Annotated in this window: 20 protein-coding genes and 1 pseudogene; 11 read left to right on the forward strand and 10 right to left on the reverse strand. The window is 74.2% G+C overall.

Annotated features, from left to right (window positions below; genetic code table 11):
- Positions 1 to 29 precede the first annotated feature (29 nt).
- From ACQPZA_RS16215 to ACQPZA_RS16225, 3 genes are read left to right on the forward strand one after another with little or no spacing between them, the layout of a single operon-like run.
- Positions 30 to 3,194, forward strand: coding sequence for a ferritin-like domain-containing protein (locus ACQPZA_RS16215; protein ID WP_433281924.1), 3,165 nt, complete (start codon positions 30 to 32; stop codon positions 3,192 to 3,194).
- Positions 3,184 to 4,803, forward strand: a complete 1,620-nt coding sequence (locus tag ACQPZA_RS16220) for an FAD-dependent monooxygenase (RefSeq protein WP_433281927.1) — start codon at positions 3,184 to 3,186, stop codon at positions 4,801 to 4,803. The genes ACQPZA_RS16215 and ACQPZA_RS16220 overlap by 11 nt, the downstream gene beginning before the upstream one ends.
- Positions 4,800 to 6,083, forward strand: a complete 1,284-nt coding sequence (locus ACQPZA_RS16225; RefSeq protein ID WP_433281929.1) for a cytochrome P450 — start codon at positions 4,800 to 4,802, stop codon at positions 6,081 to 6,083. The genes ACQPZA_RS16220 and ACQPZA_RS16225 overlap by 4 nt, the downstream gene beginning before the upstream one ends.
- Positions 6,084 to 6,095: 12 nt before the next feature.
- On the opposite strand, the gene ACQPZA_RS16230 is transcribed toward ACQPZA_RS16225, so the two are convergent.
- From ACQPZA_RS16230 to ACQPZA_RS16240, 3 genes are all read right to left on the reverse strand, one after another.
- Positions 6,096 to 6,671 carry a potassium channel family protein gene (locus ACQPZA_RS16230; protein WP_169399079.1) on the reverse strand — a complete coding sequence of 192 codons (576 nt, stop codon included), beginning with the start codon at positions 6,669 to 6,671 and terminating at the stop codon, positions 6,096 to 6,098.
- 14 nt (positions 6,672 to 6,685) lie between these two features.
- Complete coding sequence (locus ACQPZA_RS16235; protein ID WP_433281932.1) at positions 6,686 to 6,859, reverse strand: hypothetical protein; 174 nt, start codon at positions 6,857 to 6,859, stop codon at positions 6,686 to 6,688.
- Between the two features lie 70 nt (positions 6,860 to 6,929).
- Positions 6,930 to 7,385 (reverse strand): DUF7144 family membrane protein, encoded by a 456-nt coding sequence (locus ACQPZA_RS16240; protein WP_433281934.1) that lies wholly within the window; start codon positions 7,383 to 7,385, stop codon positions 6,930 to 6,932.
- A gap of 323 nt (positions 7,386 to 7,708) precedes the next feature.
- Between ACQPZA_RS16240 and ACQPZA_RS16245 the strand changes: the two are divergent.
- Positions 7,709 to 8,760 (forward strand): annotated as a pseudogene (locus ACQPZA_RS16245) (AI-2E family transporter).
- An 11-nt stretch (positions 8,761 to 8,771) separates the two neighbouring features.
- Here the strand turns inward: ACQPZA_RS16245 and ACQPZA_RS16250 are convergent.
- The 3 genes from ACQPZA_RS16250 to ACQPZA_RS16260 form a co-directional block, all read right to left on the reverse strand.
- Positions 8,772 to 9,008, reverse strand: a complete 237-nt coding sequence (locus ACQPZA_RS16250) for a hypothetical protein (RefSeq protein WP_433281936.1) — start codon at positions 9,006 to 9,008, stop codon at positions 8,772 to 8,774.
- 116 nt (positions 9,009 to 9,124) lie between these two features.
- Positions 9,125 to 11,767, reverse strand: coding sequence for a LuxR C-terminal-related transcriptional regulator (locus ACQPZA_RS16255; protein ID WP_433281938.1), 2,643 nt, complete (start codon positions 11,765 to 11,767; stop codon positions 9,125 to 9,127).
- A gap of 29 nt (positions 11,768 to 11,796) precedes the next feature.
- Entirely contained in the window at positions 11,797 to 14,385 is a 2,589-nt protein-coding gene (locus ACQPZA_RS16260; RefSeq protein ID WP_433281940.1) for a LuxR C-terminal-related transcriptional regulator, read from the reverse strand.
- Between the two features lie 640 nt (positions 14,386 to 15,025).
- Here ACQPZA_RS16260 and ACQPZA_RS16265 point away from each other — a divergent pair.
- Both ACQPZA_RS16265 and ACQPZA_RS16270 read left to right on the forward strand, forming a co-directional pair.
- Complete coding sequence (locus tag ACQPZA_RS16265) at positions 15,026 to 15,241, forward strand: hypothetical protein (protein ID WP_433281941.1); 216 nt, start codon at positions 15,026 to 15,028, stop codon at positions 15,239 to 15,241.
- A 94-nt stretch (positions 15,242 to 15,335) separates the two neighbouring features.
- On the forward strand, positions 15,336 to 16,655 hold the full coding sequence (locus ACQPZA_RS16270; RefSeq protein ID WP_433281943.1) for a chloride channel protein: 1,320 nt from the start codon (positions 15,336 to 15,338) through the stop codon (positions 16,653 to 16,655).
- Between the two features lie 21 nt (positions 16,656 to 16,676).
- Here the strand turns inward: ACQPZA_RS16270 and ACQPZA_RS16275 are convergent, their stop codons facing one another.
- Positions 16,677 to 17,381 (reverse strand): hypothetical protein, encoded by a 705-nt coding sequence (locus tag ACQPZA_RS16275; RefSeq protein ID WP_433281945.1) that lies wholly within the window; start codon positions 17,379 to 17,381, stop codon positions 16,677 to 16,679.
- Positions 17,382 to 17,743: 362 nt separating this feature from the next.
- Positions 17,744 to 18,106: a MarR family winged helix-turn-helix transcriptional regulator gene (locus ACQPZA_RS16280; RefSeq protein WP_433281947.1), complete on the reverse strand. Its 363-nt coding sequence runs from the start codon at positions 18,104 to 18,106 to the stop codon at positions 17,744 to 17,746.
- 669 nt (positions 18,107 to 18,775) lie between these two features.
- On the opposite strand from ACQPZA_RS16280, the gene ACQPZA_RS16285 reads away from it, so the two are divergent.
- Positions 18,776 to 20,263, forward strand: coding sequence for a DHA2 family efflux MFS transporter permease subunit (locus ACQPZA_RS16285; RefSeq protein WP_169398673.1), 1,488 nt, complete (start codon positions 18,776 to 18,778; stop codon positions 20,261 to 20,263).
- Positions 20,264 to 20,315: 52 nt separating this feature from the next.
- On the opposite strand, the gene ACQPZA_RS16290 is transcribed toward ACQPZA_RS16285, so the two are convergent.
- Together ACQPZA_RS16290 and ACQPZA_RS16295 are read right to left on the reverse strand one after the other, a co-directional pair.
- Positions 20,316 to 20,525 carry an FDXHR family putative zinc-binding protein gene (locus ACQPZA_RS16290; RefSeq protein ID WP_169398672.1) on the reverse strand — a complete coding sequence of 70 codons (210 nt, stop codon included), beginning with the start codon at positions 20,523 to 20,525 and terminating at the stop codon, positions 20,316 to 20,318.
- A gap of 70 nt (positions 20,526 to 20,595) precedes the next feature.
- On the reverse strand, positions 20,596 to 22,047 hold the full coding sequence (locus ACQPZA_RS16295) for an amidohydrolase family protein (protein WP_433281949.1): 1,452 nt from the start codon (positions 22,045 to 22,047) through the stop codon (positions 20,596 to 20,598).
- Between the two features lie 192 nt (positions 22,048 to 22,239).
- On the opposite strand from ACQPZA_RS16295, the gene ACQPZA_RS16300 reads away from it, so the two are divergent.
- From ACQPZA_RS16300 to ACQPZA_RS16315, 4 genes are all read left to right on the forward strand, one after another.
- A complete protein-coding gene (locus ACQPZA_RS16300; RefSeq protein WP_433281951.1) occupies positions 22,240 to 23,049 on the forward strand; it encodes an IclR family transcriptional regulator domain-containing protein in 810 nt (269 codons plus the stop codon).
- Between the two features lie 127 nt (positions 23,050 to 23,176).
- On the forward strand, positions 23,177 to 24,394 hold the full coding sequence (locus ACQPZA_RS16305) for a CaiB/BaiF CoA transferase family protein (RefSeq protein ID WP_433281953.1): 1,218 nt from the start codon (positions 23,177 to 23,179) through the stop codon (positions 24,392 to 24,394).
- Complete coding sequence (locus tag ACQPZA_RS16310; protein ID WP_433281955.1) at positions 24,387 to 25,202, forward strand: citryl-CoA lyase; 816 nt, start codon at positions 24,387 to 24,389, stop codon at positions 25,200 to 25,202. The genes ACQPZA_RS16305 and ACQPZA_RS16310 overlap by 8 nt, the downstream gene beginning before the upstream one ends.
- Positions 25,199 to 26,188, forward strand: a complete 990-nt coding sequence (locus ACQPZA_RS16315; protein ID WP_433281957.1) for a zinc-binding dehydrogenase — start codon at positions 25,199 to 25,201, stop codon at positions 26,186 to 26,188. Before ACQPZA_RS16310 ends, ACQPZA_RS16315 begins: the two co-directional genes overlap by 4 nt.
- Positions 26,189 to 26,195 lie beyond the last annotated feature (7 nt).

Consider the following 26,195-nt stretch of genomic DNA (forward strand, 5'->3'; position numbering starts at 1 on the left):
CGAATCGGCGGAAGTGGGGGAGCTACCTGGTGAGTGTCTTCGACGTGCCGCGCCTGCATTTCCGGGGGACGGCCACCACCCAGCTCCCGACCGGACCGCGCAGTGGCCTGGTGGATCTGGCGACGAACACGGCGTTGCTGCCCGACGGGCGGCCCGCGCCCGGTGATCTTCCGCCGGAGAGATATCACGGCCTGCTCGGTGCGGCGAAGGGCGACACCTTCGGCGGCAACGGCCATTTCGCGGTGGCTGCCACGCTGGTGGCGGCGGAACCTACCGCCGGTGAGATCGACACGCATGATCCGGTCGTCGGCAGCACTGTCGATCTCTGGGGCCACTACAACGAGTATCTGGCGACCACGGTCAACAGGGCGCGGATATTCGACGTCGACCCCTCCTCGAACTGGACCACCGCGCTGGCCGTCGGCCAGTTCGGTTTCGGCCGCCGGGGACGCTCGCACGACGTGGGCTACCTGCTGCTCGGCGACGTGCAGGGGATGCACCCGGCGCGCTGGCACGACTCGGCCGGTGGGCCGCCCGGTGGCTGGACCAGCACGTTCCAGTTCGTGGTCAGCGACCACGGGGGCCTCACGTGGTTCCCCGACCCGACGGCCTCCCCGGTCACCGCGCGGCTGCGCGAGACGGTCGGGACCCCCGGGTGCTCGGGCCTGGTCGTGCAGTTCGTGCTGGGCGGGCCGCCCGTGCAGGGCGTGCCGGGCGGGCCGAGCCGCCGGCCGGTGTGGGGGACGATCGCGCCGTGGCGTCCGGCGGAGCTGCGGACCTACCCGGCCGGGCGGCTGCTCGTGCCCGAGCGGGGTGCGCGCTGGCCGAGCCCGGTCGGCGTCGAGGTGGCGGCCGGGCACGTGACCGTCAACCTGGTCGGTTCGCCGTCGGCGTGGCCCGGGCTGCGCGCGCGCAGGCTCGAGGTGCGGACGGGGGAGACCGACCGGCTGGTGGCCGTGCTGGACGGGATCGACGCGGACCTGACCTCCGGGGTGGTGACGGTGCCGGCCCGCGCCGGATCGGAGGTGGCCGGCGGCGAGGCGCTGCTCGTCGTCGAGCGGCCCCCCGACGGGACCGCCGCCCCGACCGTGCTGCTGCGTGAACGGGAGACCGTCCTCCAGACCGACGACGCCGTCCTGATCGTGGACCATCCCCGGGGTCCGGCGGACGACGAGCAGGACGTCGAGGTGGCGTTCCGGGCGTTCCACCGGGGCCGTCCCGCCGCCGTCGACCCGGTGCACGTGACGCAGTACGTCAACCCGCGGGCGATCCCCCGTGACCCGGTGGCGAGCCGGCCGCACGCGCGGAGCGGGGACGTGCGGACGGCGCGGCTGCGCGGCGGGCGGTCGGGGGACGCCGGCGAGTGGGGCGACTCCTGCACCACGCACACCGACGGCGAGGGGCGCGGCTGGTTCGGGCTGCGCGGGGCGCGGGCCGGCTGCGCGCGGGTGCTGCTCTCCGCCGAGCCGCACGACCGGCCCTGCGGCCCCGGCGAGCCGGGTTCCGCCGTCACCGGCTACGACAACGACGACCGCCTCGGCTTCTGGTCCGGCGCGGGATGGTTGTCGCTGCGCGTCCTGCCCGACGACTGGCACCTCGCCGACATCCCGGAGGAGCAGGTCACCTTCGAGCTGCTCTACCGCGAGATCTTCGCCTACTACGAGTTCCTCTACTCGTTCATGAAGGACGAGGTCTTCAGCCTCGCCGAGCGGATCAAGGTGGAGAACTACGCCCAGCTGATCTGGCAGATGAGCGATCCGCGGAACCTGACGAAGACCTACTACATGCCGCCGACACGGGACCTGTCCGCGCCCAAGGCGGAGCTGCTGCGGAAGTTCCTGATCGCGCGCCGCTCCTCGACCGTGGTGCCGGAGATCGGGCAGGCCCCGGTGGAGGTCCACCGGCGGATCTCCGGCCGCGGCGAGCTCGTGGCCGCGCTGCGCCAGGCGGTGGCGGTCGAGCTGGCCGTGATGCTGCAGTACCTCTACGCGGCGTACTCGGTGCCGACGTACGCGGCGGCCGAGGCCTTCGTCCACCGCGGTCTGTGGACCCCCGAGCAGCTGCGGGTCGCCCTGGGTGACGGCGGAGAGACCCTCGACGGCGGCGTCCGGGGAAAGCTGGTGGAGATCGCGCGCGAGGAGATGATCCATTTCCTCCTCGTCAACAACATCCTCATGGCTCTCGGTGAGCCCTTCTGCGTCCCCGCGCTGGACTTCGGCGCGCTCGGCACCGACCTGCCGGTGCCCCTGGACCTGTGCCTCGAAGGGCTCGACATCGCCACCGTGGCGCGGTTCATCGCGATCGAGCAGCCCGCGATGGGCACGCCGGAGGTACGGCGACCCGACCTGCCCACCACCACCGGCGCGGCGGGTGCGGGCCGGTACGAGACGTTGAGCGAGATGTACGCGCGGATCCGTCATGGGCTGCAGGACGTCCCGGATCTCTTCCTGGTGGCGCCCGGCCGGGGAGGCGGCGAGCACCATCTGTTCCTCCGCCGCTCGATCAACGCCCGGCACCCGGACTACCAGCTCGAGGTCGACGACCTGGCCAGTGCGCTCTTCGCCATCGACGTCGTCACCGAGCAGGGCGAGGGCGGGATGCTCGGGGCCGGGGACAGCGGGGAGGACTCGCACTTCGCGTCGTTCCTGCGGATGTCGGAGCTGCTGGTCGAGGTGCGCAACAAGGCGGAGTCCGGTGCCGGCCGGCCGTGGAGCCCGGCCTTCCCGGTGGTGCGCAACCCGACGCTGCGGGCCGACCGCCCGGCACGGACGCTGGTGACCGATCCGACGGCCCGCCACGCGATGCGGATCTTCAACGAGGCCTACTCCGTGATGCTCCAGCTCATCGTGCAGCACTTCGCGGAGTCACCCGACGGCCGCCTCCGGCGCTCGGTCCTGATGAACTCGGCGATCGAGGTCATGAACGGCCTGATGCGGCCGGTGTCCGAGCTGCTCGTGACACTCCCGTCGGGCGTGCGCGGCCGGACCGCCGGGCCGTCCTTCGAGCTCGACGCCGAACCGGGCCCGGTCCCGCGGCCGGATGTGGCCCGCCGGGCACTGGCCCGGCGGTTCAAGCAGCTGGCGCGGGAGTGCGCGGCCTGCCCGGTGATGCCGCAGCGCGTCGCCGACTCGGCCACCTCGCTGGCACGGCTGTTCCGTGACCTGGACGGGAGCACCACGAACCATGGTTGCTGATCAGCAGACCGACGTCGTCGTCGTGGGGGGCGGCCCGGTGGGTCTGGCGATGGGCCTGGAGCTGCGGGCGCGCGGGGTCGACTTCGTCCTGGCCGAGAAGGGTGATCTCGCGGTGCCGCACCCGCGGGTCGGTTCCGTCGGGCCGCGCTCGATGGAGCTGTTCCGGCGGTGGGGGGTGGCCGACCGGGTCCGGGGCGCGGGCTGGCCCGCCGACCATTCCCTGGACAGCGTCTGGGTCACGCGGGTCGGCGGGCACGAGCTGTACCGGCTGGACCGCGCGACGATGGCCACCCGCCACCCCTTCGCGCACACCCCCGAGCCGGACGCCATCTGCCCACAGCACTGGCTGACGCCGGTGCTGGCCGACGAGCTCGGCGTGGCACCGGACGGCCCGATCAGGACGCGGTGCGCCGTGGCCGGTGTCGTCGAGAGCCCCGACGGGGTCACGGTCACCGTGGTCGACCGGGACACCGGGCGCCAGGGCACGATCGCGGCCCGGTTCCTCGTCGCGTGCGACGGCACGTCGTCGCCGATCCGGAAGGACTGCGGGATCCCGGCGCCCACCCGGTACCGCACCCAGGTCTTCCGCAACATCCTGTTCCGCGCCCCCCGGCTGCGCGAGCAGCTGGGATCGCGCCACGCGCTCTTCTACTACCTGATGCTCTCCTCGTCGCTGCGGTTCCCGCTGCGCGCCCTCGACGGGACGTCGCTGTACCGCCTGACGGTCGGGATCGGGGGGAGCCCGGAGGCCGAGGGGCCGCCACGAGCGCTGGTGAGCCGGGCGCTGGCGGTCGACACCCCGTTCGAGGTGCTGTCCGACGACCGGTGGCACCTCGTGCAGCGGGTCGCCGACGAGTTCCGCAGCGGCCGGGTCTTCCTGGTCGGGGACGCCGCGCACACGCTGTCCCCGTCCGGCGGTTTCGGCATGAACACCGGCATCTGCGGTGCTGCCGACCTGGGCTGGAAGCTGGCCGCCGAGCTCTCGGGCTGGGCGGGCCCCGGGCTGCTCGACACCTACCGCACCGAGCGGCGCCCGGTGGCCGTGGCGGGGCTGGAGGAGGCCAACCGCAACCTGCAGCGCACGATGAAGCGCGAGGTCCCTCCCGAGATCCACCTCTCTACGGCGGTCGGCGAGCGGGCACGGGCGGCGATGGCCGAGCGACTCGAGCGCAGCGGGGTCGGCCGGGAGTTCGACGCGCCGATGATCCACCTGGGCTTCCGCTACAGCTCGCCGATCATCGTCCCGGACGAGGGGGAGGACGAGGACCACGTGGTGGAGCGGCCCAACAGCCTGCCCGGGTCGCGGGCCCCGCACGCCTGGCTCGCCCCCGGGGTCTCCACCCTCGACCTGTTCGGCGACGGGTTCCGGCTGCTGTGTTTCGCCGCGTCCGACCGGCGGGTGGCCTTCGAGCGGGCGTTCGCCCGGCGCGGTGTGCCGCTGGCCGCCACGGACTGCACCCTGCCCGAGGTGGCGGCGCTGTACGAGCGGGCCTTCGTCCTCGTCCGGCCGGACGGGCACGTCGCATGGCGCGCCGATGAGCTGCCGTCGGACGCGACGGGCCTCGCCGACCGGGTGCGCGGGGCCGGCCGCCTGTGCGGTGCGGCATGAGCGGGGTGGGCCGCGCCCTGCCCGCGTTCACGTTGCGGGGGTGGAGCCGCGGCGACATCGCCGACCCGTACCCGGTCTACCGGCGCTTCCGCGAGGTGGCGCCCGTGCAGCGGGCCGACCCCGACGGCGGTGGCCCCGCCACCTACTACGTCTTCAGCCACCCGGGCGTGGCCACCGTGCTCACCAGCAGGCACTGCGGGCGCAGCCCGCTGCCCTCGGGGCCGGGCACCGCGGCCGACGGGCTCGTCCCCGGCCGGTTCGCGACGCTGCGCGATCTGGTGGACAACTGGCTGGTGTTCCTGGACCCCCCGCGGCACACCCGCGTGCGGTCCCTGCTGGCCACGGAGTTCTCGCCGGCCGTCGCGGCCGGCCTGCGCCCGCGCATCGAGATGATCGCCGGTGACCTGATCGCGCAGCTGCGGCGCAGGAGCGTGGTGGACGTCGTCGCCGAGTTCGCCGCGCCGCTCCCGATCCTCGTCATCTCGGAGCTGCTCGGGGTGGCGGCGGAGCGCCGGGAGTGGCTGCGCGCCGCGTCGACCGCGCTGCAGGAGGCCAGCAGCTCCCGGGCCGCCGCCCGGGATGACGCACACGACGTCGCGGACGCGGCGGCCCGGCGGCTGTCGGAGTTCTTCGCCGAACAGCTCGACGCCCGTCGCCGGGAGCCGGGGCCGGACCTCATCTCGTTGCTGGCGCTCGCGCAGGCGCGCGATGCGGCGCAGAGGAACAGAGCGCAGGGGGAGACGGCGCTGAGCGACACGGAGATCATCGCCACCTGCGTCCACCTGCTGACCGCCGGTCACGAGACGACGACGAACCTCCTCGCCAAGTCCGTGCTCGCCCTCCTGGCGAACCCGGATGCCCTCGACGAGCTGCGGTCGGACCCCACGCTGCTGCCGGGCGCCGTCGACGAGCTCGTGCGGTACGACTCCCCGGTGCAGGCGGTGAGCCGCTGGGTCCACCGGGACCTGCAGGTGGACCGGCACCGCGTGCCCGCGGGGAGCAAGGTCGTCGCGCTGCTCGGGTCCGCGAACCGCGACCCGGCCCGCTGGAGCGACCCCGACCGCCTCGACCTCCACCGGCCACCCGGGCCACACGTGGGGTTCGGGATGGGCATCCACTACTGCCTCGGGGCGAGCCTCGCGCGGGCCGAGGCGGAGATCGGGCTCAGGTCGCTGCTGGACCTCCTGCCGGACGTCACCGCGACGCCCGGCCCCGTCGACTACGCCGACGACATGATCTTCCACGGCCCGAGCCGGCTCACCGTGGCGCTGTCCGCGTGAGCGCCTCCCGGTTCAGCCACGGGGCGGACCAGGGGGCCGCCCCGTGGCGTCCGGGCCGGGCAGGTTGCGCCGGCGCACCGCCACCTGCGCGGCACCCAGCACGACCCGCACGACCAGCCCGACGGCGAGCAGGCCCGTCACCATCTGCAGCATCGTGACGACGCGGGCGAGCTCGGTGAGGGGCACGATGTCGCCGAACCCCACGGTCGCGAAGACGGTGACCGTGAAGTAGAGCGCGTCGGTCCGGCTCAGCGCCTCGTTGAAGCTGTCGGGCTGGTTGGCGTCGATCACGACGTAGATCGCGGCGAACACCAGCAGGAGGATCGGCAGCCCCGTCGCCACGGCCTCGACCGCGCGCACCCGCGGGATGTCGGAACGGAGGATGGCCTGCACCTGCCGCGCCGTCAGCACGGCGAGGAGCACCAGCACGGCCAGGAACCTGAGCCAGGTGCCGAGGTCGAGCGTCAGCCTCAGCGGGGCGAGGTAGTACAGGACGACCAGCACCGTCGTCGTCAGGACCGACCGGAGCACGCTCACCACGACGGCGCGCCGGTACGGGTGCCGACGCTCGCCGCGCCTGTTCGTCACGGCCCGCTCCGGGCTCAGTCCGTGGACGATGCCGCGGGTTCGGCCAGGGCGGAGGAGTCCCGCTCGGGTGCCGCTGACCGGCCGCCGGGCGCGGGGCGGCCCAGGTGTTCCTCGACCCGTTCGAGCATCAGGGCCAGCACGATGATCACCGGCGGCAGGAGTGCCGTGAGGAGGAGGTGGACGACCATCACGCCTCCTCCTCGACGGTCGGACCGCGCGCGGGGGAGAGCCCGGCACGGACGGGTGGGTCGCGCCGCATCAGACGTCGACGGCCTCGCGAGGGGAGGTGCACAGCGCCCAGATCACGAAGACGTCGAGGGCGATGATCAGCAAGGACCAGACGGGGTAGTACGGGATGAACATGAAGTTCACCAGCATGCTCACGACGGCGAGCGCGACACCGACGACCCGCCCCCAGGTCTGGCCGGCGAGCACCGCGGCACCCGCTACCGCGACGAGGATGCCGACGATGAGGTGGATCCAGCCCCACGTCGTGACGTCGAAGGAGTAGACGTAGTTGAGGCCGACGACGTAGACCTCGTTCCGGAACAGGGCCACCAGCCCGGCCAGGGCCTGGAACACCCCGGCGACGATCATGATGGTGCCGGCGAAGACGACGAGCCCGGTCCTCCAGGCCGCACGGGTGTCGTGGTGCTCGTGGGTGTCGGCATACCCGGTCGTGCCGCCGGGTGTGGCCTGAGGCGATGTGGACATCGAGATTCCTCCTCCGCGTGCTTGTCGGGAAATCGTTGCTCGCATCGGCGCATCCCCCCTCATCCGTGCAGGGTGAGCCGTACCGGCTCCACGGGGCCCCGGCACGGGAGCGGCGCAGGCATCACCCCGCCCGGGTGACCGCCCGCCGCGGGTGACGCCGTGGGCGGTTCCCCGTTACTAGCCTCGCCCCGATGACGGACACGGCCCGCAGTCACGGTGTGGCTGCGAGCGAGGGGCCCGGCACCCGCCCCGCCCTGCCCCGCGGCCTGGTCGTCCTGCTCGGGCTGGCCGCGGCCGTGGTCACGGCGGCGGGTGTGCGGGCGATGGCGTGGCTGGTGGGCCCGGTGTTCCTGGCCCTCGTTCTCGTGATCGCGGTGGCGCCGGTGCGCGACCGGCTGACCCGCCGCGGGCTCCCGGGCTGGCTGAGCACGCTGGTGCTCGTCCTGGCGGTCTACGCGGTGCTGCTGGTCATGTCCGGGGTGGTCGTCGTGTCGGTCGCCCGGCTCGCCACCGTGGTGCCGCAGTACGCGGACCAGGCACAGCGTCGCGTCACCACGGCGACGGACACCCTGCAGCAGTTCGGCGTCGGCCCGGCGCAGCTGCGCGCCGCCGAGGACTCGCTGGACTGGGGGAACGTGGCCGCGCTGCTGGGCTCCGTTCTGGAGGGGGCCGCCGGACTGGCCGCCAACCTCGTCTTCCTGCTGGCGCTCGTGCTGTTCCTCACGGTGGACGCGAGCGGGATCGGGGCCAGGCTCGCCGCGATCGGACGCGACCGCCCGCAGATCGTCACCGCGCTCCACGGCTTCGCCGCGAACACCCGCACGTACCTCGTGGTCACCACCGTGTTCGGGCTCGTCGTCGCGGTCCTGGACTCGGTCGCGCTCCTCCTGCTGGGCGTCCGCTGGCGATCACCTGGGGCGTGCTGGCGTTCATCACCAACTTCATCCCCAACATCGGGTTCGTGCTGGGGCTGGTCCCGCCCGCCGTCCTGGGGCTGCTCCAGGGCGGGTGGGGGACGGCGGTCGCGGTGATCGTCGTCTACTGCGTCCTCAACTTCGTGATCCAGTCGCTGATCCAGCCGCGGTTCATCGGCAACTCCGTCGGGTTGTCGGTCACGGTCTCCTTCGTCTCGCTGGTGTTCTGGGCCTGGCTCATCGGGCCCCTCGGCGCGGTGCTGGCGATCCCGCTGACGCTGCTGGCGAAGGCGCTGCTGGTCGATGTGGATCCCCGGGCCGGATGGGCGGACGCGCTGCTGCGCGACCATCCGGAACGGCTCACGCCGGACGACGACGGACGGCGGGCGGGCGGACCGGCACGTCCGGCGGACGGGGCCGGCGCGGGGAGCGGGACGGCGGCGGGCGCCACCCCGACGTGAGCCCTGCCGGCTCATTCCTCGTCCGGGCGGTGTTCCTCCGCCGACCCCGGGGTCAGGCGCTCCAGGGAGACCACGTGCAGCCCGAGCGCCTGGATCAGCGCGAGCACGGAGTGCATCTGGGCGTCGTCGACCGTGGCGGTGAGCACGGTCTGCGCCGGCACCTCCACCACGTCCATCCCGGCGAACGCGTCCCTGGCCCGCTCCGACAGCCGCCCCGCCAGGCGGAACTCGTAGCGTCGTCCGGGCACAGCAGACCTCCCTCCGCCCGGATCCGTGGGGGAACCCGAGCCCCCGTCCACGGTCATACGGTCCGCGGCGCGCGTCCTCGCCCGGTCCAGGTGATTGCTGTTTCGATCAGGGCCGATCAGGTCAGCAGCCCACGCTCGTGGGCCTGCCGCACCGCCTCCCGGCGGGTGGAGACGGAGAGCTTGGCGTAGATCGAGCGGATGTGGCTCTTGACGGTGTTCACCGACACGGTGAGCTCCGCGGCGATCTCACCCGCGCTGAGCAGCGAGGGCAGCAGCGCCAGCACCACGAGCTCGCGCTCGCTGAGCACCGCGGCCGGCTCGGCGCGGACGGCGCCCCGAGCCGCGGCGAGCCGGGTCTCGAACGTCGTGGCCGGGCCCGGCCGGGCCCGGTCGGCGAGCAGCCGCCGCGTCCGTTCACCGGCGAAGGCGAACGGACGGACGACCCCGATCGACTCGCCCACCGCGAGGGCCGTGCCGAGTGCCGCCCGCCCCTGGGCGCCGTCGTCGCTCTCGAGCGCCGCCTCGGCCTCGACGAGGTGGGCCTCGATCAGGGTGTCCGGGAGCAGGACGGGCACTGCGGCGGCACGGATCGGGGCGACGGCGGCGCGGGCGGCCTCGTGCCGTCCGGCGAGCGCCTCCGTCCACGCCTGCAGCAGCAGCACCTCGCCCACGTGGCCGACGTGCCCCGCGAGCCACCCCGTGACCTCGGCGGCGACGGCGGTGTTGCCCTGCAGCAGCGCCGCGCGATGTTCGAGCACGCCCAGCGCGGCGCGCAGCGCGGGTGGGGCCGGCCCGTCGCCGAGCTCCCGTCGGGCCGCCTGGAGCTCGGTGGCGCCCCGGCTGCGCTCGCCCTCGTCGGCGAGCGCCGCGCCGTGCACGGCATGCAGCGCGCAGGCGGTCTCCGGCGGGATCGTGTCCGGCGCCGTGAGGGCGGACTCGGACCGGGTCCGCGACCCGCTCGGGTCGCCGTCGAGCAGGTCGGCGTACGCGAGCACCGCCTCGGCGCCGGCCGACCAGCGCGAGGGGTGCAGGCCGTGGCGCAGCGCCGCCGCGACCGCCACCTCGGCTGCCGCGACCATCCCGCGGTGGTCACGCCGCGCTGCTGCCACGGCCGCCCGGAGGGTGCCGCTCTGCACCTCGAGACGACCGAGGTCGTGCGCCGTCGCCAGTGCCGCGCACCGGTCCAGCGCCGCCAGCGCGACGTCGAGGTCCCCGTGGCCGTCGGGCGAGAGCTCGGCCGCCGCGCGGGAGACGTGCAGCAGCGCCTCCAGCTCGGGCGCGACGGCGTCGATCCCCGGCGCGGGCGCCGTGGCGTCGATCGGGAGCCCGAGGCTCCTGGCCAGCAGCTCGGCGCTGCTGCGCAGGGCCTCGAGCTCCGGGCCGGGTGTGGACGGCCAGGTGTGGCGGGCGTGCTGCAGTTCCGCCGCGGCCGCCGGCAGTGCGCGCTCCTCGAGGTGGACGATCGCGGAGACGACGGCGAGCCACGGATCGGCGCTGCGGGCGGCGGTGCCGACGGCGGCCACGGTGCGCCGGAGCGCGCCGAGCTCGCCACTGACCAGCAACGGCACCGCCGAGCGGTGCAGGAGCTGCGTCAGCACCCGGGCGTCGCCCGCCTGTTCGGCATGGCGCAGCGCGTGCAGGTGCTCGGCCCGCTCGGCCCACCAGCACGCCGCCACCGTCTGCAGATGCCGGTGCAGCGCAGGCCGGTGCCGGTGCAGGTTCGCGCGCAGGTAGGACCGGAGCAGGGTGTGGACGCGGTGTTCCCCCGGGCCCGCGCGCTCCACGAGTGCGGTCTCGTGTCCCATCTCGTCGAGCACGTGCCCGGCGTCCGGCCGCCCCGAGAGCTCGACGGCCAGTGCGGTGGGCAGCACCGAGCAGACGCTGACGGCACGCAGGAAGTCATGGGCGTCGTCGGCGAGCCCGGAGAGGATCTCGCCGGTGAGGTACTCGGCGATGGAGCGCTCGTCGCCGGAGAACTCCACGAGGAACGCCTCGGGGTCGTCGCTGCGCCGCAGCGCCAGCGCCGCGAGCCGCAGCCCGGCCACCCAGCCCTCGGTCCGGGTGTGCAGCAGCGCGACCTGCTCGGTGGACAGGTCGAGGCCCGCCTTGCTCAGCAGCGTCACGGTGTCGTCCATGCCGAACCGGAGCCGGTCGGCGCGGGTCTCGTGCAGGCGCCCCTCCAGCCGCAGCCGGGGCAGTGCGATCGGCGGGTCCACCCGGCTCGACAGCACCAGGCGCAGCCCGGCGGGGCGGCGCGCGGCGAGCCGGGCGAGGTCACGCAGCGGACGGCGCGCGGTGAGCTCCTGCAGGTCGTCGAGGACCAGGTGGACCGGCGGATCGAGGACGTCGAGTGCCTCGCCCAACCGGTCCACGACGTCACCGGTCCCGCCGGTGGCCTCGGTGGCATGGCGCAGTGGACTGTCCGGACCCACCCCGGGCAGCGCGGTGAGCGCCGCGAGCACGGCCGACCAGAGGCGCCGTGGGTCGTCGTCGTCGGCATCGACCGACACCCAGGCGGTACGGGGCCCCGCCCGGTGGCGCACCCAGTCGGCGAGCAGGAGCGTCTTGCCGTACCCGGCGGGCGCGCTCACGACGACCAGCTGCGCGGCACGGGCCTCGTCGAGCCGGTCGAGCAGCCCGGGGCGGGGCACGAACTCGGGCGGCAGCTCGGGCACCGCCGTCTTCCGGCCGGGGACCCGCAGCGCGCCGGCCGGGCCGGCCCGGGGCGCCGGGAGCTCGGCCGTGGGGACTTCGGACACGGGCACCATCCGTGGCTCCGGGCGCGCGATCATGTCAGCAGACCCTGCTCGTGGGCGGTGAGCACGGCGGTGCGGCGGCTGCTGACCCCGAGCTTGCCGTAGATCGCGCGCACGTGGCTCTTGATGGTGTTGAGCGAGACGTTCAGGTCGTCGGCGATCTCGTCGAGGTTGTGCAGGGACGGCAACCGGGCCAGCACCTCGCGCTCCCGCGCGCTCAGCTCCACCACCGGGTGCGGTGCGGTCGGGCGGCCGGCGGCGAGCGCGCGCACCGCGAAGTCGTCGCGGTCCTCCATCCCGCCGAGCTGGTCGACCAGCACCGCGCGGACGCCGCAGCCCGCGAGGGCGAAGGGGCGCAGCGCGTCGAGCGGCTCGGCCAGCGCCAGCGCCCTCTGCACCGCGTGCCGGACGGCGGCCCGGTCGTCGTCGGCGAGCGCCGCCCGTGCCGCCAGCAACCACGCCTCGACGACCGTGTGCGGCAGCACCGGCTGCAGCCCGCCCTCCAGCAGTGGCTCGACCGCGGCCCGCGCCGCGCGGTACCGCCCCGGCCCCGAGGAGGCGTCCGCCCAGGCCCGCATGACCGCCAGCTCGCCGTCCGCCGTGCCCCGCGCCGCCAGCCAGGCCGCGGTCGTGACCGCGGCCGTGGGGTGGCCCAGTGCGAGTGCCGCGTGGTGCTCGAGCAGCGCCGCGGCCGCGGCGAGTGGGACCGGGACGTCGGTGTCGCCCAGCTCGGCACGGGCGTGCTGCAGCTCCATCAACCCGGCGGTGCGGTCGCCCGTGTCGACGAGCCCCCCGCCGTGCGCGCTGTGCAGCGCGAACCGGATTGCCGGGTCGATGCCGTCCGGTGCCGCGCACAGGCCCTCCGCGGCGGCCTGGAGCGCGATCGTGGGGCGGCCCCGCAGCAGAGCGGCGTGCGCGCGGACCGCCTGCGCCGCTGCCGTCCACGACGGGGGCGTCCCGTCCCGTCGCGCCGCGTCGACCGCGTGCTCCTCCGCGGCGCGCAGGTCGCCCATGGCCCACGCCGCGCCTCCGAGCAGCGTCCGGCAGAGCACCTCCAGGTGCCGTAGCTGCCGGTCGGCGGCGAGCTCCAGCGCGGCTTCGAGCTCCCGCCGTCCCGCCGCGGTCGCGCCGGTGGCGAGGTGCGCGACCCCGCGGCCGGTGTGCGCCCACGCGGCCGTCGCCGGATCATCCGGCACCGGTTCCTCCCCGGTGGGCGCGCTGCCGATCCCGGCGAGCCGCTCCGCCGCGGTGAACAGGACGGCCGAGTCGGCGACCGGCGGGTCGGCAGCGTGGTACGACGCTGCGGGCGGGCAGCGGCGCAGCTGCGCGCGGGCGGCCGCGCGGTCACCGCGATCGAGGTGCAGCAGCGCCCGAACCAGCCCGAACCACGGGTCGGACCCCGGATCCGCCGGATCGCTCACCGCGTCGAGCGCGAGGTTCAGGGCCGCATCCTCCCCGCGCGCGGCCAGGTCGGCAGCACTGCTGTGCAGCAGCCGGGTGACGCGGGCGGGCTCGCCGGCGGCCACAGCGTGTCGGAGCGCTTCCAGCGGCCGGTTCCGGTCGGCCCACCAGTCGGCGGCCCGGCCGTGCAGGCGGGCGGCGCGGCCCGGGCCGTGCCGGTCCAGATCGGCGACCAGGTAGGAGCGCAGCAGGTCCTGCGTCCGGTACTCCGCACGACCCGGTCCGGTGGTGACGACGAGTCCGGTGTGATGTTCGAGGTGGTCGAGGACGTCCGGGGCGTCCTCCCGCCCGGACAGCTCGACGGCCAGCGCCGCGGGGAGCACGTCCGAGATGCTCGTCTGCCGCAGGAGCTCGCGCTCGTCCGCGCACATCTGCGACAGCACCTCGCCGACCAGGTAGTCGGCCACGGGCTGCTCGTCGCCGGAGAACGCGGAGAGGAACACGTCGGGCTCGGGGTGGCGCCGCAGCGGGAGCGCGGCGAGCCGGAGGCCGGCCGCCCAGCCGCCGGTGCGCGCGTGCAGCACCGCGACCTGCGATGCGCGCAGCCGCAGCCCGCACCGCGCGAGCAGGACCACCGACTCGTCGAGCGAGAACCGCAGCTGCTCGGTGCGGAGCTCACACAGCCGCTCCTCCAGCCGCAGCCGGGCCACCGGCAGGCCAGGGTCGGACCGGCAGGCGAGCACGAGACGCAGCCCGCTCGCCGTGGCGGCGCGTACCAGCATCTGCATGCCGTGCAGGACGTCGTGGTCACGCAGGTGGTGGGCGCCGTCGAGGACGAGCTGGAGCCGCACGGGCAGGGCGTCGAGGCCGTCGAGGAGGTCGTCGAGGAAGTCGAGCAGGACGGTGGTGCGGGACACGGTGAGCCGGCGCAACCGGCTCGACAGGGGCACCCCCGGGCAGGCCTCCAGAGCGGCGAGCACCCCGTTCCACAGGCGGTGCGGGTCGTCGTCCTCCTCGTCGAGCGTGAGCCACGCGGTCGGCACCTCGCAGCGGTGGACCCAGTCCGTGAGCAGGAGTGTCTTGCCGAAGCCCGGTGGTGCACACACGAGCGTCACCGGCCGGTCCAGGCCGCGGTCGAGGATCTCGTAGACCGCGTGGCGTGCCACGAACTCCGGCGGAAGCTGCGTGAGCGCGGTCTTCGACCGCGGCACGTGGACCATCTCACCCCCCTCCCGCCCAATGATCAGGGACGGCGCACGAAACCGAGGAGGTGGCGCGCCGCCGCGCGGCGGCACATTTCCCCGGCTGGCGCGCCGGGGACCGGGACGCGATTGGTGGCGGTCACTCTATGAGTGCCGACTTCGGTCGTCCACCCCCTGCCGAACGCCCGCGAAATGCGGATGGCCCAGATTTCCTGGAACGGAGGAAACCGTGTGGCCGTGGGAGTAGCGAATTACGGAAGCACACCGCCTACTGCCGGTACCGGCGTGCCGCCGATGGAGTGAGGCCATTACGCAGATCGGACCGAAAACGGCGTTCCGGCGAACCGGGAACCACCGAGCCCGGCGCGGTGAAGATCGGCAGAAAGACACCCGTCGGGTCGGTTCGACGCCCCTGATCGGGCCGGTGGTGACGCCGGAGGAACCGGAGGACCGGGAGTCACCCGCGCCGGGTGGTGCTCCGGATTCCCCCGGGAACGACACTGCGGAATCGACCGGATCGACATCAGGGATCACCACCGCCCGGTCGAGCCCGTGTCGCGGAGGGAGCAGACGTGCCGGACGTCGAGCGCACGAGGGGCGGCACCCCGACCCGTCGATCCCGCACCGCAAGCACCGGCTGAGCCCGGGTGCCCGCGCGATGCCGACGGTCTACGAGTTCCGGGTGGACGGCGCGCTCCCGGACGCGGCCAGGGACGCCTTCTGCGACATGCGGATCGAGGAGCTCCCCGCGCAAACGGTCATCTCCGGCCCGGTGATCGACGAGTCCCACCTGCACGGCGTCGTGGCACAGCTGCGGGCACTGGGGCTCACCGTCGTCTCCGCGCGTCCGGTGCCGTCCGCGGGCCGCCCCTGACCGGTCGGCTCACCCGCCGCGGACGATGCCGCGGCGGCGGGAGGTCGAAGAGGGTGGGTGCCCGAGCAGCGGCCCGACGAGGAGAGGCGCGACGATGACGACGAACGCGCCGGCCGCCGGTACTCGGGCCTACCTGCGACTCGTCCTGTTCGGAGCGGTCATCGGCGCGCCGGCTGCGCTGCTCGCGGCGTCGTTCCTGGCGCTGGTCACCACCGTCCAGCGCTGGTTGTGGCACGGCGTCCCCGCCGCGCTCGGACAGTCGACGCCGCCGTGGTACCTCGTGCTGGGCCTGCCGCTGGTGGGCGCCGCGATCGTGGCCGCGGGCCGGAAGCTGCTGCCCGGCGACGGTGGCCACAAGCCGCTCGCGGGGATGAGCACGGCGTCCCTGCCACTCCGCGAGATCCCCGGCGTCGCGGTCGCCGCCTTCGGCACCCTCGTCTTCGGTGCCGTGCTCGGCCCGGAGGCGCCGCTGATCGCCCTGGGCTGCGCCGTCGGCGCGGTGGTGGCCAGGCTCGGCCGCCTGGACGCCAAACAGGCAGGGCTGCTCACCACCGCGGGCGCGTTCTCGGCCGTCTCGGCGCTCTTCGGGGGCCCGCTCGTCGCGAGCTTCCTCCTCGTCGAGGGTGGTGTCGGGATGGGTGCGGCGCTCATCCCGGCCCTGCTGCCCGGGCTGGTCGCGGCCGCGGTCGGCTACCTCGTCTTCGTCGGCCTGGGGGACTGGGGTGGTCTGGGGACCACGGCGCTGACCGTGCCCGACCTGCCCCCGTACCCGGAGACGACGGTGCTGGATCTCGCCGTCGCCGTGGCCGTCGGTGTGGTGGTCGCCGTCGTGATCGGGGCGGCACGGCGCCTGGCGACGGCGGTGGAGGTGCAGTCGCGGGGCCGGATCGCGGTCCCCCTGTTCGCGGGTGCCCTGTGCGTGGGTGCGCTCGCGCTGGCGGTGCGAGCGCTCGGCGGGGACTCGCAGGACCTGCTGTTCTCGGGGCAGTCCGCGCTGCCCAACCTGGACGCCCAGACCTCCGTGTGGACTCTGGTGGTCCTCCTGGTGGCCAAGGCGCTCGCCTACGCCGTCTGCCTGGGCTGCGGCTTCCGCGGCGGCCCCATCTTCCCGTCGATCTTCCTCGGCATCGGCGTGGCCATGGTCCCCGCGATCCTGCTCGGCCAGTCGCCCACGATCGCGGTGGCGGTCGGCGCGGCCGCCGGGATGGTGGCCACGACGCGGCTGCTGTTCGCCCCGGTCCTGTTCGCCACCATCCTCGTCGGCACCGGCTCCCACGACGCCGTACCGGGAGCGGTGCTGGCCGCCGCCGCGGCTTGGCTCACGCTGAACGCCATGGGCGGCAGCCCGACCCCGAACACCACCCCGGCCCCTGCCCCGAGCCCGGACTCCGCCCCGAAGCGGGAGCAGCACTGAAGGCCCCACGCCCGCCCCTCGTCATTTGGGAGCCGTACCGCTGTGGGGAGGTGCCTCGCAACAGCAGTACGGCTCCCAGATGCCGGCGGTCAGGGTGTCGGGGTGGGAGGTGACGGGTGGGGCGGGCGGGTCGTGGGGGTCGGGCGTGTCGGCGCAGACGCGGTCGGGCCGGGGGTTGCCGTGTTCGGTGGTGGGGTGGGGCGCGGGGTTGCCGTGCTCGGGGGTGGGGTCGGGCGGGGGGTTGAGGTGCTCGCCGGTGGGGTCGGGCGGGGAGTTGCGGTGCTCGTCGGCGGGGCCGGGCGCGAGGTGGTCGGGCGCGGGACCGTCGGGCGCGGTGGCAGCGGGCGGGGCGGGTTCCAGTTCCAGTGCGGCGGGGCCGGCCGGCTGGTCGGGGCCGTCCGCGGCGGGCGCGGCGGCGGTGCAGCGTCCGCCGTCGGCTCGGCGGTGCTCGCCGGTGGCCGCGGCGACCCGAGACCGGACCGCACCGGGCCCGGGACCGGGCCGGGTGCCGCGGCGCGTGGCCGGGGCGGGGCGGCCGGTGGGGTGGTGACGGCGGCTTCGGGAGGGGCGGGTGCCGGTGCCACGGCGGAGGCAGGGCGGTCCCGTTCCCGTGTCCGGTCGGACGGGGCAGACGCCGCAGCCGGCGATTCGGTCCGGGCCGGGCCGGTGGGCTCTGCCGCCGTGGATCCCGCGGCCGCCGTCGGTGTCGCGGGCGCTGCGGCCCACGGTGGGGTGGCGGGAGCGCGCGGCGGAGGCGGCGGGCCGGCGGCGAGGAAGGCCGCGGGGGTACCGGTGAGTGTCCAGGCCGCCACGAGCGCCCCGATCCCGACAGCGGCCGTCACCGACGCGGCGGCGATCCTGGTGCGGGTGCCCAGCGAGGAGCCGGGCCGGCGCAGCAGCATCCCGACCGACACGGCGGCCCAGCCGAAGATCGCGAGCGTGGCGATGACCACCGCCCAGCGCTGCGACACGCGGATACGCCTCCTCTACGCCACCGCACCGTCCGATCATCAGGAGGCGCTCCCCGCACATCCTGCACCGCGCCCGGCGCCGCCCCGTGAGGTGGTGCGGGCGCTCGGGCGGGGGGCTCAGTCGACGACGAGGCGCAGCAGGAGCCTGCGCAGCACCTCGCGTTCGGAGTCGTCGAGAGCGACGAGGAGGGTCTCGTCGAGCCTGCGGGCAGCCGGCTCGGCCTCGGCCAGGCGCCTGCGCCCGGCATCGGTCGTCACGACGAGCCGGGTGCGCCGGTCCCCGACGCTCGCCTCCCGGCGCACGAGGCCCTCGCGCTCGAGGTCGTCGACGATCGCCACGATGCCGCTCGGGTCGATCCCGAGCATAATGCTGAGCTCCCGTTGGGTCCGGCCGACGGACACGGCGGCGAGGACGAGTACCGAGTAGTGGCGGCTGCGGAGCCCGTGGGGCTGCAGCTCGCGGTTCAGGTGCCGCACCACCTGGCCGCCCGCCCTCGCCAGGAGGTAGCTGATCTGGCTCGGACCCGGGAAGCCGGCTGCCTCTGGTGGCGACGGATCGGTCTTCGGCGGTGGCGTGCTGATGAGTCCTCCCCGGGCCTACGTGATCGGGGGCAACAGGGTACTACCGCTCATCCCTTGATTTTCGCAACCATTGTAGTTAACAAGGATAGGTGCGGCGAGCTCGCACAGCCGGGGCGTCCGGCGGGGGACCTGGGGGGTCCCGCCGGGCGTGCTCGCGAGGCCCGACCACAGATGTCGCCGCGAGATCCGGGAGTTCGCCCTTTACGCGACCGAAACACGGCCGAAACGCGGATCTCGCAATGATCGAGTCCGGCGCCGCGTGGTCGCGCGACGGACGCCGGTCGGGGCCCGTTACGGCGTCCGGTGGACGCCGGGATCACACCGCTTCACCCTGGCGGATCCCCGCTCCGCCGCGGCATTCTCAGAGGCGATCATGACGGAACCAGGCAGGTTGGTCCCGATGTCCGGTCCCGGGCGCAGCGCGCAGCGCTGGCCGCGCGAATCGGTTTCGCCGTGGGCGAGCGATGAACTCGGCGCGTTCTGTCGGTCCTACCTCGTAGATTGGAACCAGATGATCCGGGCAGATCGCCCGGATCATGCGCCGTCCCGCTCCTCAGAAGGAATACCGTGACCAACCCCTCAGACCTGCTCGACTCCACGGCGCCGCCGCCCGACGTGCCGGGGAAGCTGTCCTCGCGCGATCGCACGGTGATCGGCGTTCTGCTCGTCTCGACGTTCGTCGTGATCCTCAACGAGACGATCATGAGCGTCGCCCTGCCGGTCCTCCTCACCGATCTTCAGGTGGAGGCCAGCGTGGGCCAGTGGCTCACCGCAGGGTTCCTCCTCACGATGTCCGTGGTCATTCCGGTCACCGGTTTCCTCATCCGCCGGGTGCCCACTCGACTGCTCTACGGGATCGCGATGTCCCTGTTCAGCGCGGGCACGCTCATCGCCGCGCTGGCGCCGGGCTTCGCGGTCCTGCTCGTCGGACGCGTGGTCCAGGCCGGTGGCACCGCGATCATGCTCCCCCTGCTGATGACCACGGTGATGACGCTCGTGCCCCCCGCCCGCAGGGGTGCGCTGATGGGCAACATCTCGATCGTCATCTCGGTCGCGCCCGCGGTCGGCCCCACCGTTTCCGGGCTCGTGCTCAGCGTCCTCGGCTGGCGTTTCATGTTCTGGCTCGTGCTCCCGATCGCGCTCGTCGCGCTGGTGCTGGGACTGCGCCGGATGGTCGACATCGGCGAGCCGAGCCACACCCCGATCGACGTGCCCTCGATCGTGCTCTCGGCTCTGGGCTTCGGCGGTCTGGTCTACGGGCTGAGCACGATCGGTGAGTCGGCAGGAGGCACGTCGGAGGTCTTCGTCTGGATCTCGTTCGCCATCGGCATCGCCGGGCTGGCGGCCTTCGTCGCCCGCCAGATCGTGCTCCAGCGCACCGACCGCGCGCTGCTCGACCTGCGCACGTTTCGGTCGCGCACGTTCACCATCGCCACCGTGATGATGATGCTGATGATGGCCACGCTGCTCGGCGCCATCATCCTGCTGCCCATCTACCTGCAGAGCGTCCTGATGCTCACGCCGCTGGACACGGGCCTGTTGCTGCTGCCGGGCGGCCTGCTGATGGGCCTGCTCGGGCCGATCGTGGGCAGGCTGTACGACCGCTTCGGCGCCCGGGCGCTCCTCGTCCCCGGCACCGTCGCCACCAGCGCGGCTCTCTGGTCCACCACCATGTTCGGCGTCAGCACCCCGGTGGCGCTGGTGCTGGGCTTCCACCTGCTGCTCAGCATCGGGCTGGCCTTCGCCCTCACCCCGCTGTTCACCGCGGGGCTGGGCGCCGTGGCGCCGCACCTGTACTCCTACGGGAGTGCCATCTTCGGCACCACCCAGCAGCTCGCAGGCGCAGCCGGGGTCGCGCTGCTCGTGAGCGTGCTCAGCGTGCGCGCGGCCGACCTCGCCGGCCAGGGTGCGTCCCTGGTCGAGCAGACCGCGGGAGGCGTGCACACCGCTTTCGTCGTCGCCGCCGTGCTGTCCGTCTTCGCGGTGGCCGGCTCGTTCTTCTTCGGCCGCAAGGCGGTCGAGGGAGCCGGGGCGCCCGTGGTGGCAGCGCACTGACCTCGTGCTCCCCGGGCTGCCGGCGGTCGGCAGCCCGGTGAGCACGTGCGGCTCAACCGCCGTCGGCGCTGAGCCAGATGCCGTTCTTGGTCTGCACGAGGTCGAGGGAACGCGGGTCGACACAGCCCGAGTCGGCCCGGTGGGCGTCCCACAGCTGGGCGGTGTCGAAGACGTGCCCGCATCCCCTGGTGCGCCTGCAGCAGTGTGCCCGCTCCACCCCGACCCAGGACGAGCCACAGCAGGCCATCCGCAGCAGCTCCATGATCGGGGAGGCTACGAGGTGGCACCGGCAACCGGATGATCGGGACGGGGCGTCCCGTCCGGTCTCCGCGTCAGCGGCCGTGCGTGCTCGCGCTGCGGTACCCGGTGTAGGTGTAGGGGTTGTCGAGGATGCTCGTCTCGGGGACGTCGGGGTTCATGCCCTTCTCCCAGGCCTCCTCGCCCAGCGCCGACCGCAGGTGCTCCACGGTGGCCTCCACCTCGCGCTGCACCCCCGCCAGGTCGATCCCGACGAGCCGGTGGTCGCGCTTCACCACGCGCCCGTCCACCAGCACGGTGTGCACGTCGCCCCGCTGGGCCTGGAACGCGACGTGCCCGTAGGGGTTCAGGAGCGGGAAGGACACGGGGGAGTGGTCGTTCTTGAGCAGCACGATGTCGGCCTTCTTGCCGGTCTCGAGGCTGCCGAGGTCGCGGTCGCGGCCCAGTGCGCGGGCACCCCCGCGGGTGGCCCACTCCACCACCTGCTGCGCGCGCAGCGACACGTGCGTGACGGTCTCGCCCTTGGCGTGGGCCTCGAAGTGCTCCCGGGAGCGGTCGGCTCCCAGGGTGGTGCGCATCGCCGAGAACAGGTCGCCGCTCCACCAGACGCTGGTGTCCATCGACAGCGACACCGGGATGTCGTGTGCGCGCAGGGCCCAGGTGGGGGGATAGCCCTGACCGGCGCTCTGCTCGCTCTCCGTGGAGACCGACACGGACCCGCCGGTGGCGGCGATGCGGTGGTAGGAGTCGGCCGAGAGCGTGGCGGCGTGCACGAAGACGCTCGACTCGTCGAGGAAGCCCGCCTCGTGGGCGAGCCGGATCCCGTCGTCGTTGGTGGCGCCCCACACGCCGGCGTGGGTGGTGACGGGGACGCCGAGGTCGCGGGCCGCCTCGTACGCGGCCTTCTCGGGGAACGCCGGGTCGCCGGTGACGTCGAACGCGATCTGGAATCCGAGTAGGTCGTCGGCGGCGTCGATCTGCCGCCGCGCGAAGGCCTGGAAGTCGGCGGACGTGGCCCACTCCCACGGCGCCTGCTGGATGTTGCCGTAGGCGAGGACGAACCGGCCCGGCACCGCCCGGAGGGCGTCCACCGCAGCCTCGGCGTGGCCGGTGGTCTGCAGCCCGTGTGACCAGTCGACGGTGGTGGTGACGCCGGCGTCGATCGCCTCGACCGCGGCGAGCAGGTTGCCCGCGCGGACGTCCTGCGGCCGGAAGTGCTTCCCGGACTCGAGGTAGTACCAGACGAAGTACTGGGTGAGGGTCCAGTCGGCCCCGTAGCCGCGCATCGCGGTCTGCCACATGTGCCGGTGGGTGTCGATCATGCCCGGCATGACGATCCCGCCGCGCGCGTCGATCTCGGTGGTGCCCTCGGGCACGTCCAGGTCGGGCCCGACGGCGGCGATCCGGTCGTCGACGACCAGTACGTCGGCGCCGGGGAGCACCCGGCGCGCGTCGTCGAGGGTGAGCACGAGCCCACCGCGCAGTACCACCGGCCGGCGGGCGCCGGCATCCTGCGGCTCGCTCATGCAGTCACTCCTTCGGACCAGCGGACGAACGTCCGCTTGGCGGCAGATGATATCCAGCCACTCTCGCCCAGGCCGGTCTGGGCTGTCAACGGAGCGCGGATCGCCGAGAGTCGGCCGGGGCGCGCGCCGTTCTGTCCGGAGGCCGGACACCCGTTACGCTGGAGCCTCGTCGCGTCGAGCGGAGGAGCGCACATGCCCCGGTCTGGCACCGGACCCGATTTCATCGAGGCGCTCGCACGGGGTCTGGAGGTGATCGCCGCCTTCCGGCCGGCCCGGCCGGCGATGTCGCTGACGGACGTGGCCACGGCCACCGGCCTCGCCCGTCCCACGGCCCGGCGGATCCTGCTGACGCTGGAGGAGCTGGGCTACGTCCGCGCGGGCGACGGGGGGTTCGCCCTCACCCCGCGCGTGCTGGAGCTGGGCGTCGCCTACGTCCGGTCGACCAGTCTGTGGGACGTCGCGCGTCCGCACATGGAACGGCTGGTGGAGCGCACCAACGAGTCGAGCTCCATCGCGCAGCTGGACGGGTCGGACATCGTCTACGTCGCGCGGGTCGCGGTGCCGAAGATCGTGGGGCTGTCGGTGCAGATCGGCACCCGGTTCCCGGCGCTGGTGACGTCGCTGGGCAAGGTGCTGCTCGCCGCGCTGCCGACCGAGGAGCTGGAGCGCGTGCTCGAGCAGCCCACGCGCTCGGGGCTCACGCCACGGTGGCGGCCCGACCGCGAGCAGCGCGACGCGGAGCTGCGTGAGGTGCGGGCCAGGGGGTGGGCGCTCACCGACGAGCAGCTCGCGCTGGGTATCCGGTCGGTGGCCGCGCCCGTGCGCGACGGGACGGGCGCGGTGGTGGCGAGCATCAACGTCAACACCCACGCGGCCGAGACCCCGGTCGACCACCTGCTCGACGTGCACCTGCCGCTGCTGCTGCAGACCGCCGGGGAGATCAGCGCCGACTTCGCCCGGCTCGACACGGTGCCGCACCTGGTCCGGCCCGCCGCGTCCTGACTCGCGGCGTCCCGGGGCTGCGTCCTGGGTCACCGCCGGGGTGCCGGCCCTTGACTCACCTCGTGCGGCTGCAAGGATCGGGAGCACGACGGACAGATGTCCGCATGACGGACAGGAGGCCGATTCGATGTCAAACGGTGCGCCGCAGGGCGCAGGCGCGGCCGGACCGCTGGCCGGGGTGCTCGTCGCCGACTTCTCGCGGGTGCTCGCCGGCCCGTACGCCACGATGCTGCTGGCCGACATGGGCGCGGAGGTCGTCAAGGTCGAGGGACCGGAGGGCGACGAGACCCGCACATGGACCCCGCCGGTGCGGGAGGGCGTGTCCACCTACTACCTCGGCGTGAACCGCGGGAAGCGGTCGGTGGCGCTCGACCTGCGCGACGAGGGTGACGCCGCACTGGCCCAGGAGCTGGCCCGCCGCGCCGACGTCGTGATCGAGAACTTCAAGCCGGGCGGCCTCGCGAAGTTCGGGCTCGACTTCGCGTCCGTCAGCGCGGCGAACCCCGGGGTCGTCTACGCCTCGATCAGCGGGTTCGGCTCCGGGAAGGGCGCTCACGTCCCCGGTTACGACCTCATGGTGCAGGCCATCTCCGGACTGATGAGCCTCACCGGCGACCCGGACGGTCCGCCGTACCGGGCCGGGATCTCGGTCTTCGACGTGATGGCGGGCAACCACGCGGTGATCGGGATCCTCGCCGCGCTGCGCCACCGCGACGCCACCGGGCAGGGGCAGCACGTGGAGGTCAACCTGCTCTCCTCGGCGCTCACCGGCCTGGTCAACCACAGTTCGGCGTTCGCGGCGGGCGGTGTGGTGCCCTTCCGCATGGGCAACGCCCATCCGAGCGTCTTCCCGTACGAGCCGCTGCCGACCGCCGACGACGACCTCATCGTGGCCGCGCCCAACGACCGGCAGTTCCGCAAGCTGTGCGAGGTGCTCGGGATCCCCGAGGTGCCGGACGACCCGCGGTTCGCCCACAACGCCGACCGCACCGCCAACCGCGAGGAGCTGCGCCCGATCCTGGTCGAGCGGCTCGCGCAGCGCACGGCCACGGAGTGGTTCGACGCGCTGGTGGCGGTCGGGGTGCCCTGCGGGCCGATCCAGACGATCGACGGCGGCTTCGCGATGGCCGAGCGGTTCGGCCTGGATCCGGTGGTGCAGGCCGGGGAGGGCGAGCGCGCGGTGCCCACCACCCGGCACCCGATCCGGTTCTCGGCCACGCCCGCCCGCTACGAGCTGCCGCCCCCCGGTCTGGACGAGCACGGCACGCAGCTGCGCGCGTGGCTCTCGGCCCCGCATTCCGGCCCGGTCCCGACCGACGTTGCACAGGAGGACGCCCGTGGCTGAGCCGCCGAGTTACCCGACGGCGCTGGGCGCGTCGGACCCGACCACGATCAGGCTGCTGGGCACGGACCTCGCCGCCGACGTCATGGGCGAGGTCGGGTTCGGCGAGCTGGCGTTCTGGCTGGCCACGCAGGAGCGCCCGACCCCCGGCCAGGTGCGCGTGTTCGAGGCGGTGCTCGCGGCGCTGGCCGACCACGGCTTCACCCCGACGGCGATCGTCACGCGGCTGACGTACCTGTCGGCTCCCGACTCGATCCAGGGCGCGCTCGCCGCCGGACTGCTCGGTGGCGGGTCGCGGTTCCTCGGGGTCACCGAGGACACCGGCCGGTTCCTGCACGACGTGCTCGCCGGGGAGGAGCAGCTCCCCGCCGTCGACGACGCCGCCGGCTGGGACGCCCTCGCACTGGAGACCGTGCGGGCCCAGCGGGCGGCGAAGCGGTTCGTCCCCGGCCTCGGGCACCACGTGCACAAGGAGGGCGACCCGCGCACGCCGCGGCTGATGCAGATCGCCCGCGAGGAGGGGCAGTTCGGACCGCACCTGGCGCTCTTCGAGGCCATCGGGCGGGTGCATCCCCAGGTGCTCGGCCGGACGCTGCCGCTCAACGGCGCCGGTGTCTGCGGTGCGGCGCTGGCCGATCTCGGGCTGCCGCTGCCGCTGCTGCGCGGGTTCGCGCTGCTCGCGCGCACCGCCGGGTTGATCGGGCAGCTCGCGGAGGAGCTGCGGCACCCGGTGGCCAACGACATCTTCCTGTCGGTGGACCTGAACAACCGTTCCGTCGCCCCCGACCCGTGGACGGACGGGACGCCGTGAGCGGGTCGCGCGCCGCCGTCGTCGAGACGCCCGGCGAACCGCCCCGGGTGGTCGACCGGGACGTCCCCGCGCCCGCTGCCGGCGAGCTGCTGGTGGCCGTGCGGGCGGCCCCGATCACGCCGCTCGACCTGCTCTGCGCGTCGGGCACCTCGTACTTCGGCCGTCCGCAGACCCCGTACGTGCCCGGGGTGCAGGGCGTCGGTGTCGTGGAGCAGGGGAGCGCCACGGTCCCCGCGGGTACGACCGTGTGGTTCGCCACCTCGGCCGGGATGCGCCCCGGCGACGGGAGCATGCGCGCACTCGCCCCCGTCGCCGAGTCCGACGTCGTGGCGCTGCCGGCCGGGGCCGACCCCGGGCTGGTGGCCGGGCTGGGGCTGTCCGCCGTCGCGGCGTGGATGGCGCTGACGTGGCGGGGCCGGCTGGCGGCGGGTGAGCAGGTGCTCGTCCTCGGCGCCGGTGGTGTGGTGGGGCAGGCCGGTGTGCAGCTGGCCCGCGCGGCCGGTGCCCGTCGGGTCGTGGCGGCGGCCCGCTCGGAGCAGGCGCGTGAGCAGGCGCTGGGCCTCGGCGCGGACGCCGTCGTCGCGCTGGCCGCCGACGACACCGTCGAGAGCCTGGCCGAGCGCATGCGCGCGGCCTGCGACGGCCCGCTCGACCTCGTGCTCGACCCGCTGTTCGGCATCCCTGCCGCCGCGGCGCTGCGCACCCTGCGGACCGGGGGCCGGCTGGTCAACCTCGGCAGCTCGGCGAGTGAGACGTCACCCATCGACTCCTCCACATTGCGGAGCAGACTGGTGGACGTGCTCGGCTACACCAACAACGAGCTGACCGCGCAGCAACGGGCCGCCGCGCTCACCCGCGTCGTCACCGAGGCCGTCGAGGGCAGGCTCACCGTGGTGCACGAGCTGGTGCCGCTCGCCGATGCTCCGTCGGCGTGGGCCCGGCAGGCGCAGGGCCGGGCGAGTGGCCGGATCGTCCTGACCCCCTGAGACCGCC

The sequence above is a fragment of the Pseudonocardia xinjiangensis genome, from assembly GCF_050948425.1.
Lineage (GTDB): Bacteria > Actinomycetota > Actinomycetes > Mycobacteriales > Pseudonocardiaceae > Pseudonocardia > Pseudonocardia xinjiangensis.

Coding starts and splice junctions, on each gene's coding strand:
- ACQPZA_RS16265 (WP_433281941.1), top strand. CDS start 15,026: ATGCCGACGGTCTACGAGTTCCGGGTGGACGGCGCGCTCCCGGACGCG.
- ACQPZA_RS16300 (WP_433281951.1), top strand. CDS start 22,240: ATGCCCCGGTCTGGCACCGGACCCGATTTCATCGAGGCGCTCGCACGG.
- ACQPZA_RS16220 (WP_433281927.1), top strand. CDS start 3,184: ATGGTTGCTGATCAGCAGACCGACGTCGTCGTCGTGGGGGGCGGCCCG.
- ACQPZA_RS16305 (WP_433281953.1), top strand. CDS start 23,177: ATGTCAAACGGTGCGCCGCAGGGCGCAGGCGCGGCCGGACCGCTGGCC.
- ACQPZA_RS16225 (WP_433281929.1), top strand. CDS start 4,800: ATGAGCGGGGTGGGCCGCGCCCTGCCCGCGTTCACGTTGCGGGGGTGG.
- ACQPZA_RS16270 (WP_433281943.1), top strand. CDS start 15,336: ATGACGACGAACGCGCCGGCCGCCGGTACTCGGGCCTACCTGCGACTC.
- ACQPZA_RS16295 (WP_433281949.1), bottom strand. CDS start 22,047: ATGAGCGAGCCGCAGGATGCCGGCGCCCGCCGGCCGGTGGTACTGCGC.
- ACQPZA_RS16235 (WP_433281932.1), bottom strand. CDS start 6,859: ATGGTCGTCCACCTCCTCCTCACGGCACTCCTGCCGCCGGTGATCATC.
- ACQPZA_RS16260 (WP_433281940.1), bottom strand. CDS start 14,385: ATGGTCCACGTGCCGCGGTCGAAGACCGCGCTCACGCAGCTTCCGCCG.
- ACQPZA_RS16290 (WP_169398672.1), bottom strand. CDS start 20,525: ATGGAGCTGCTGCGGATGGCCTGCTGTGGCTCGTCCTGGGTCGGGGTG.
- ACQPZA_RS16240 (WP_433281934.1), bottom strand. CDS start 7,385: ATGTCCACATCGCCTCAGGCCACACCCGGCGGCACGACCGGGTATGCC.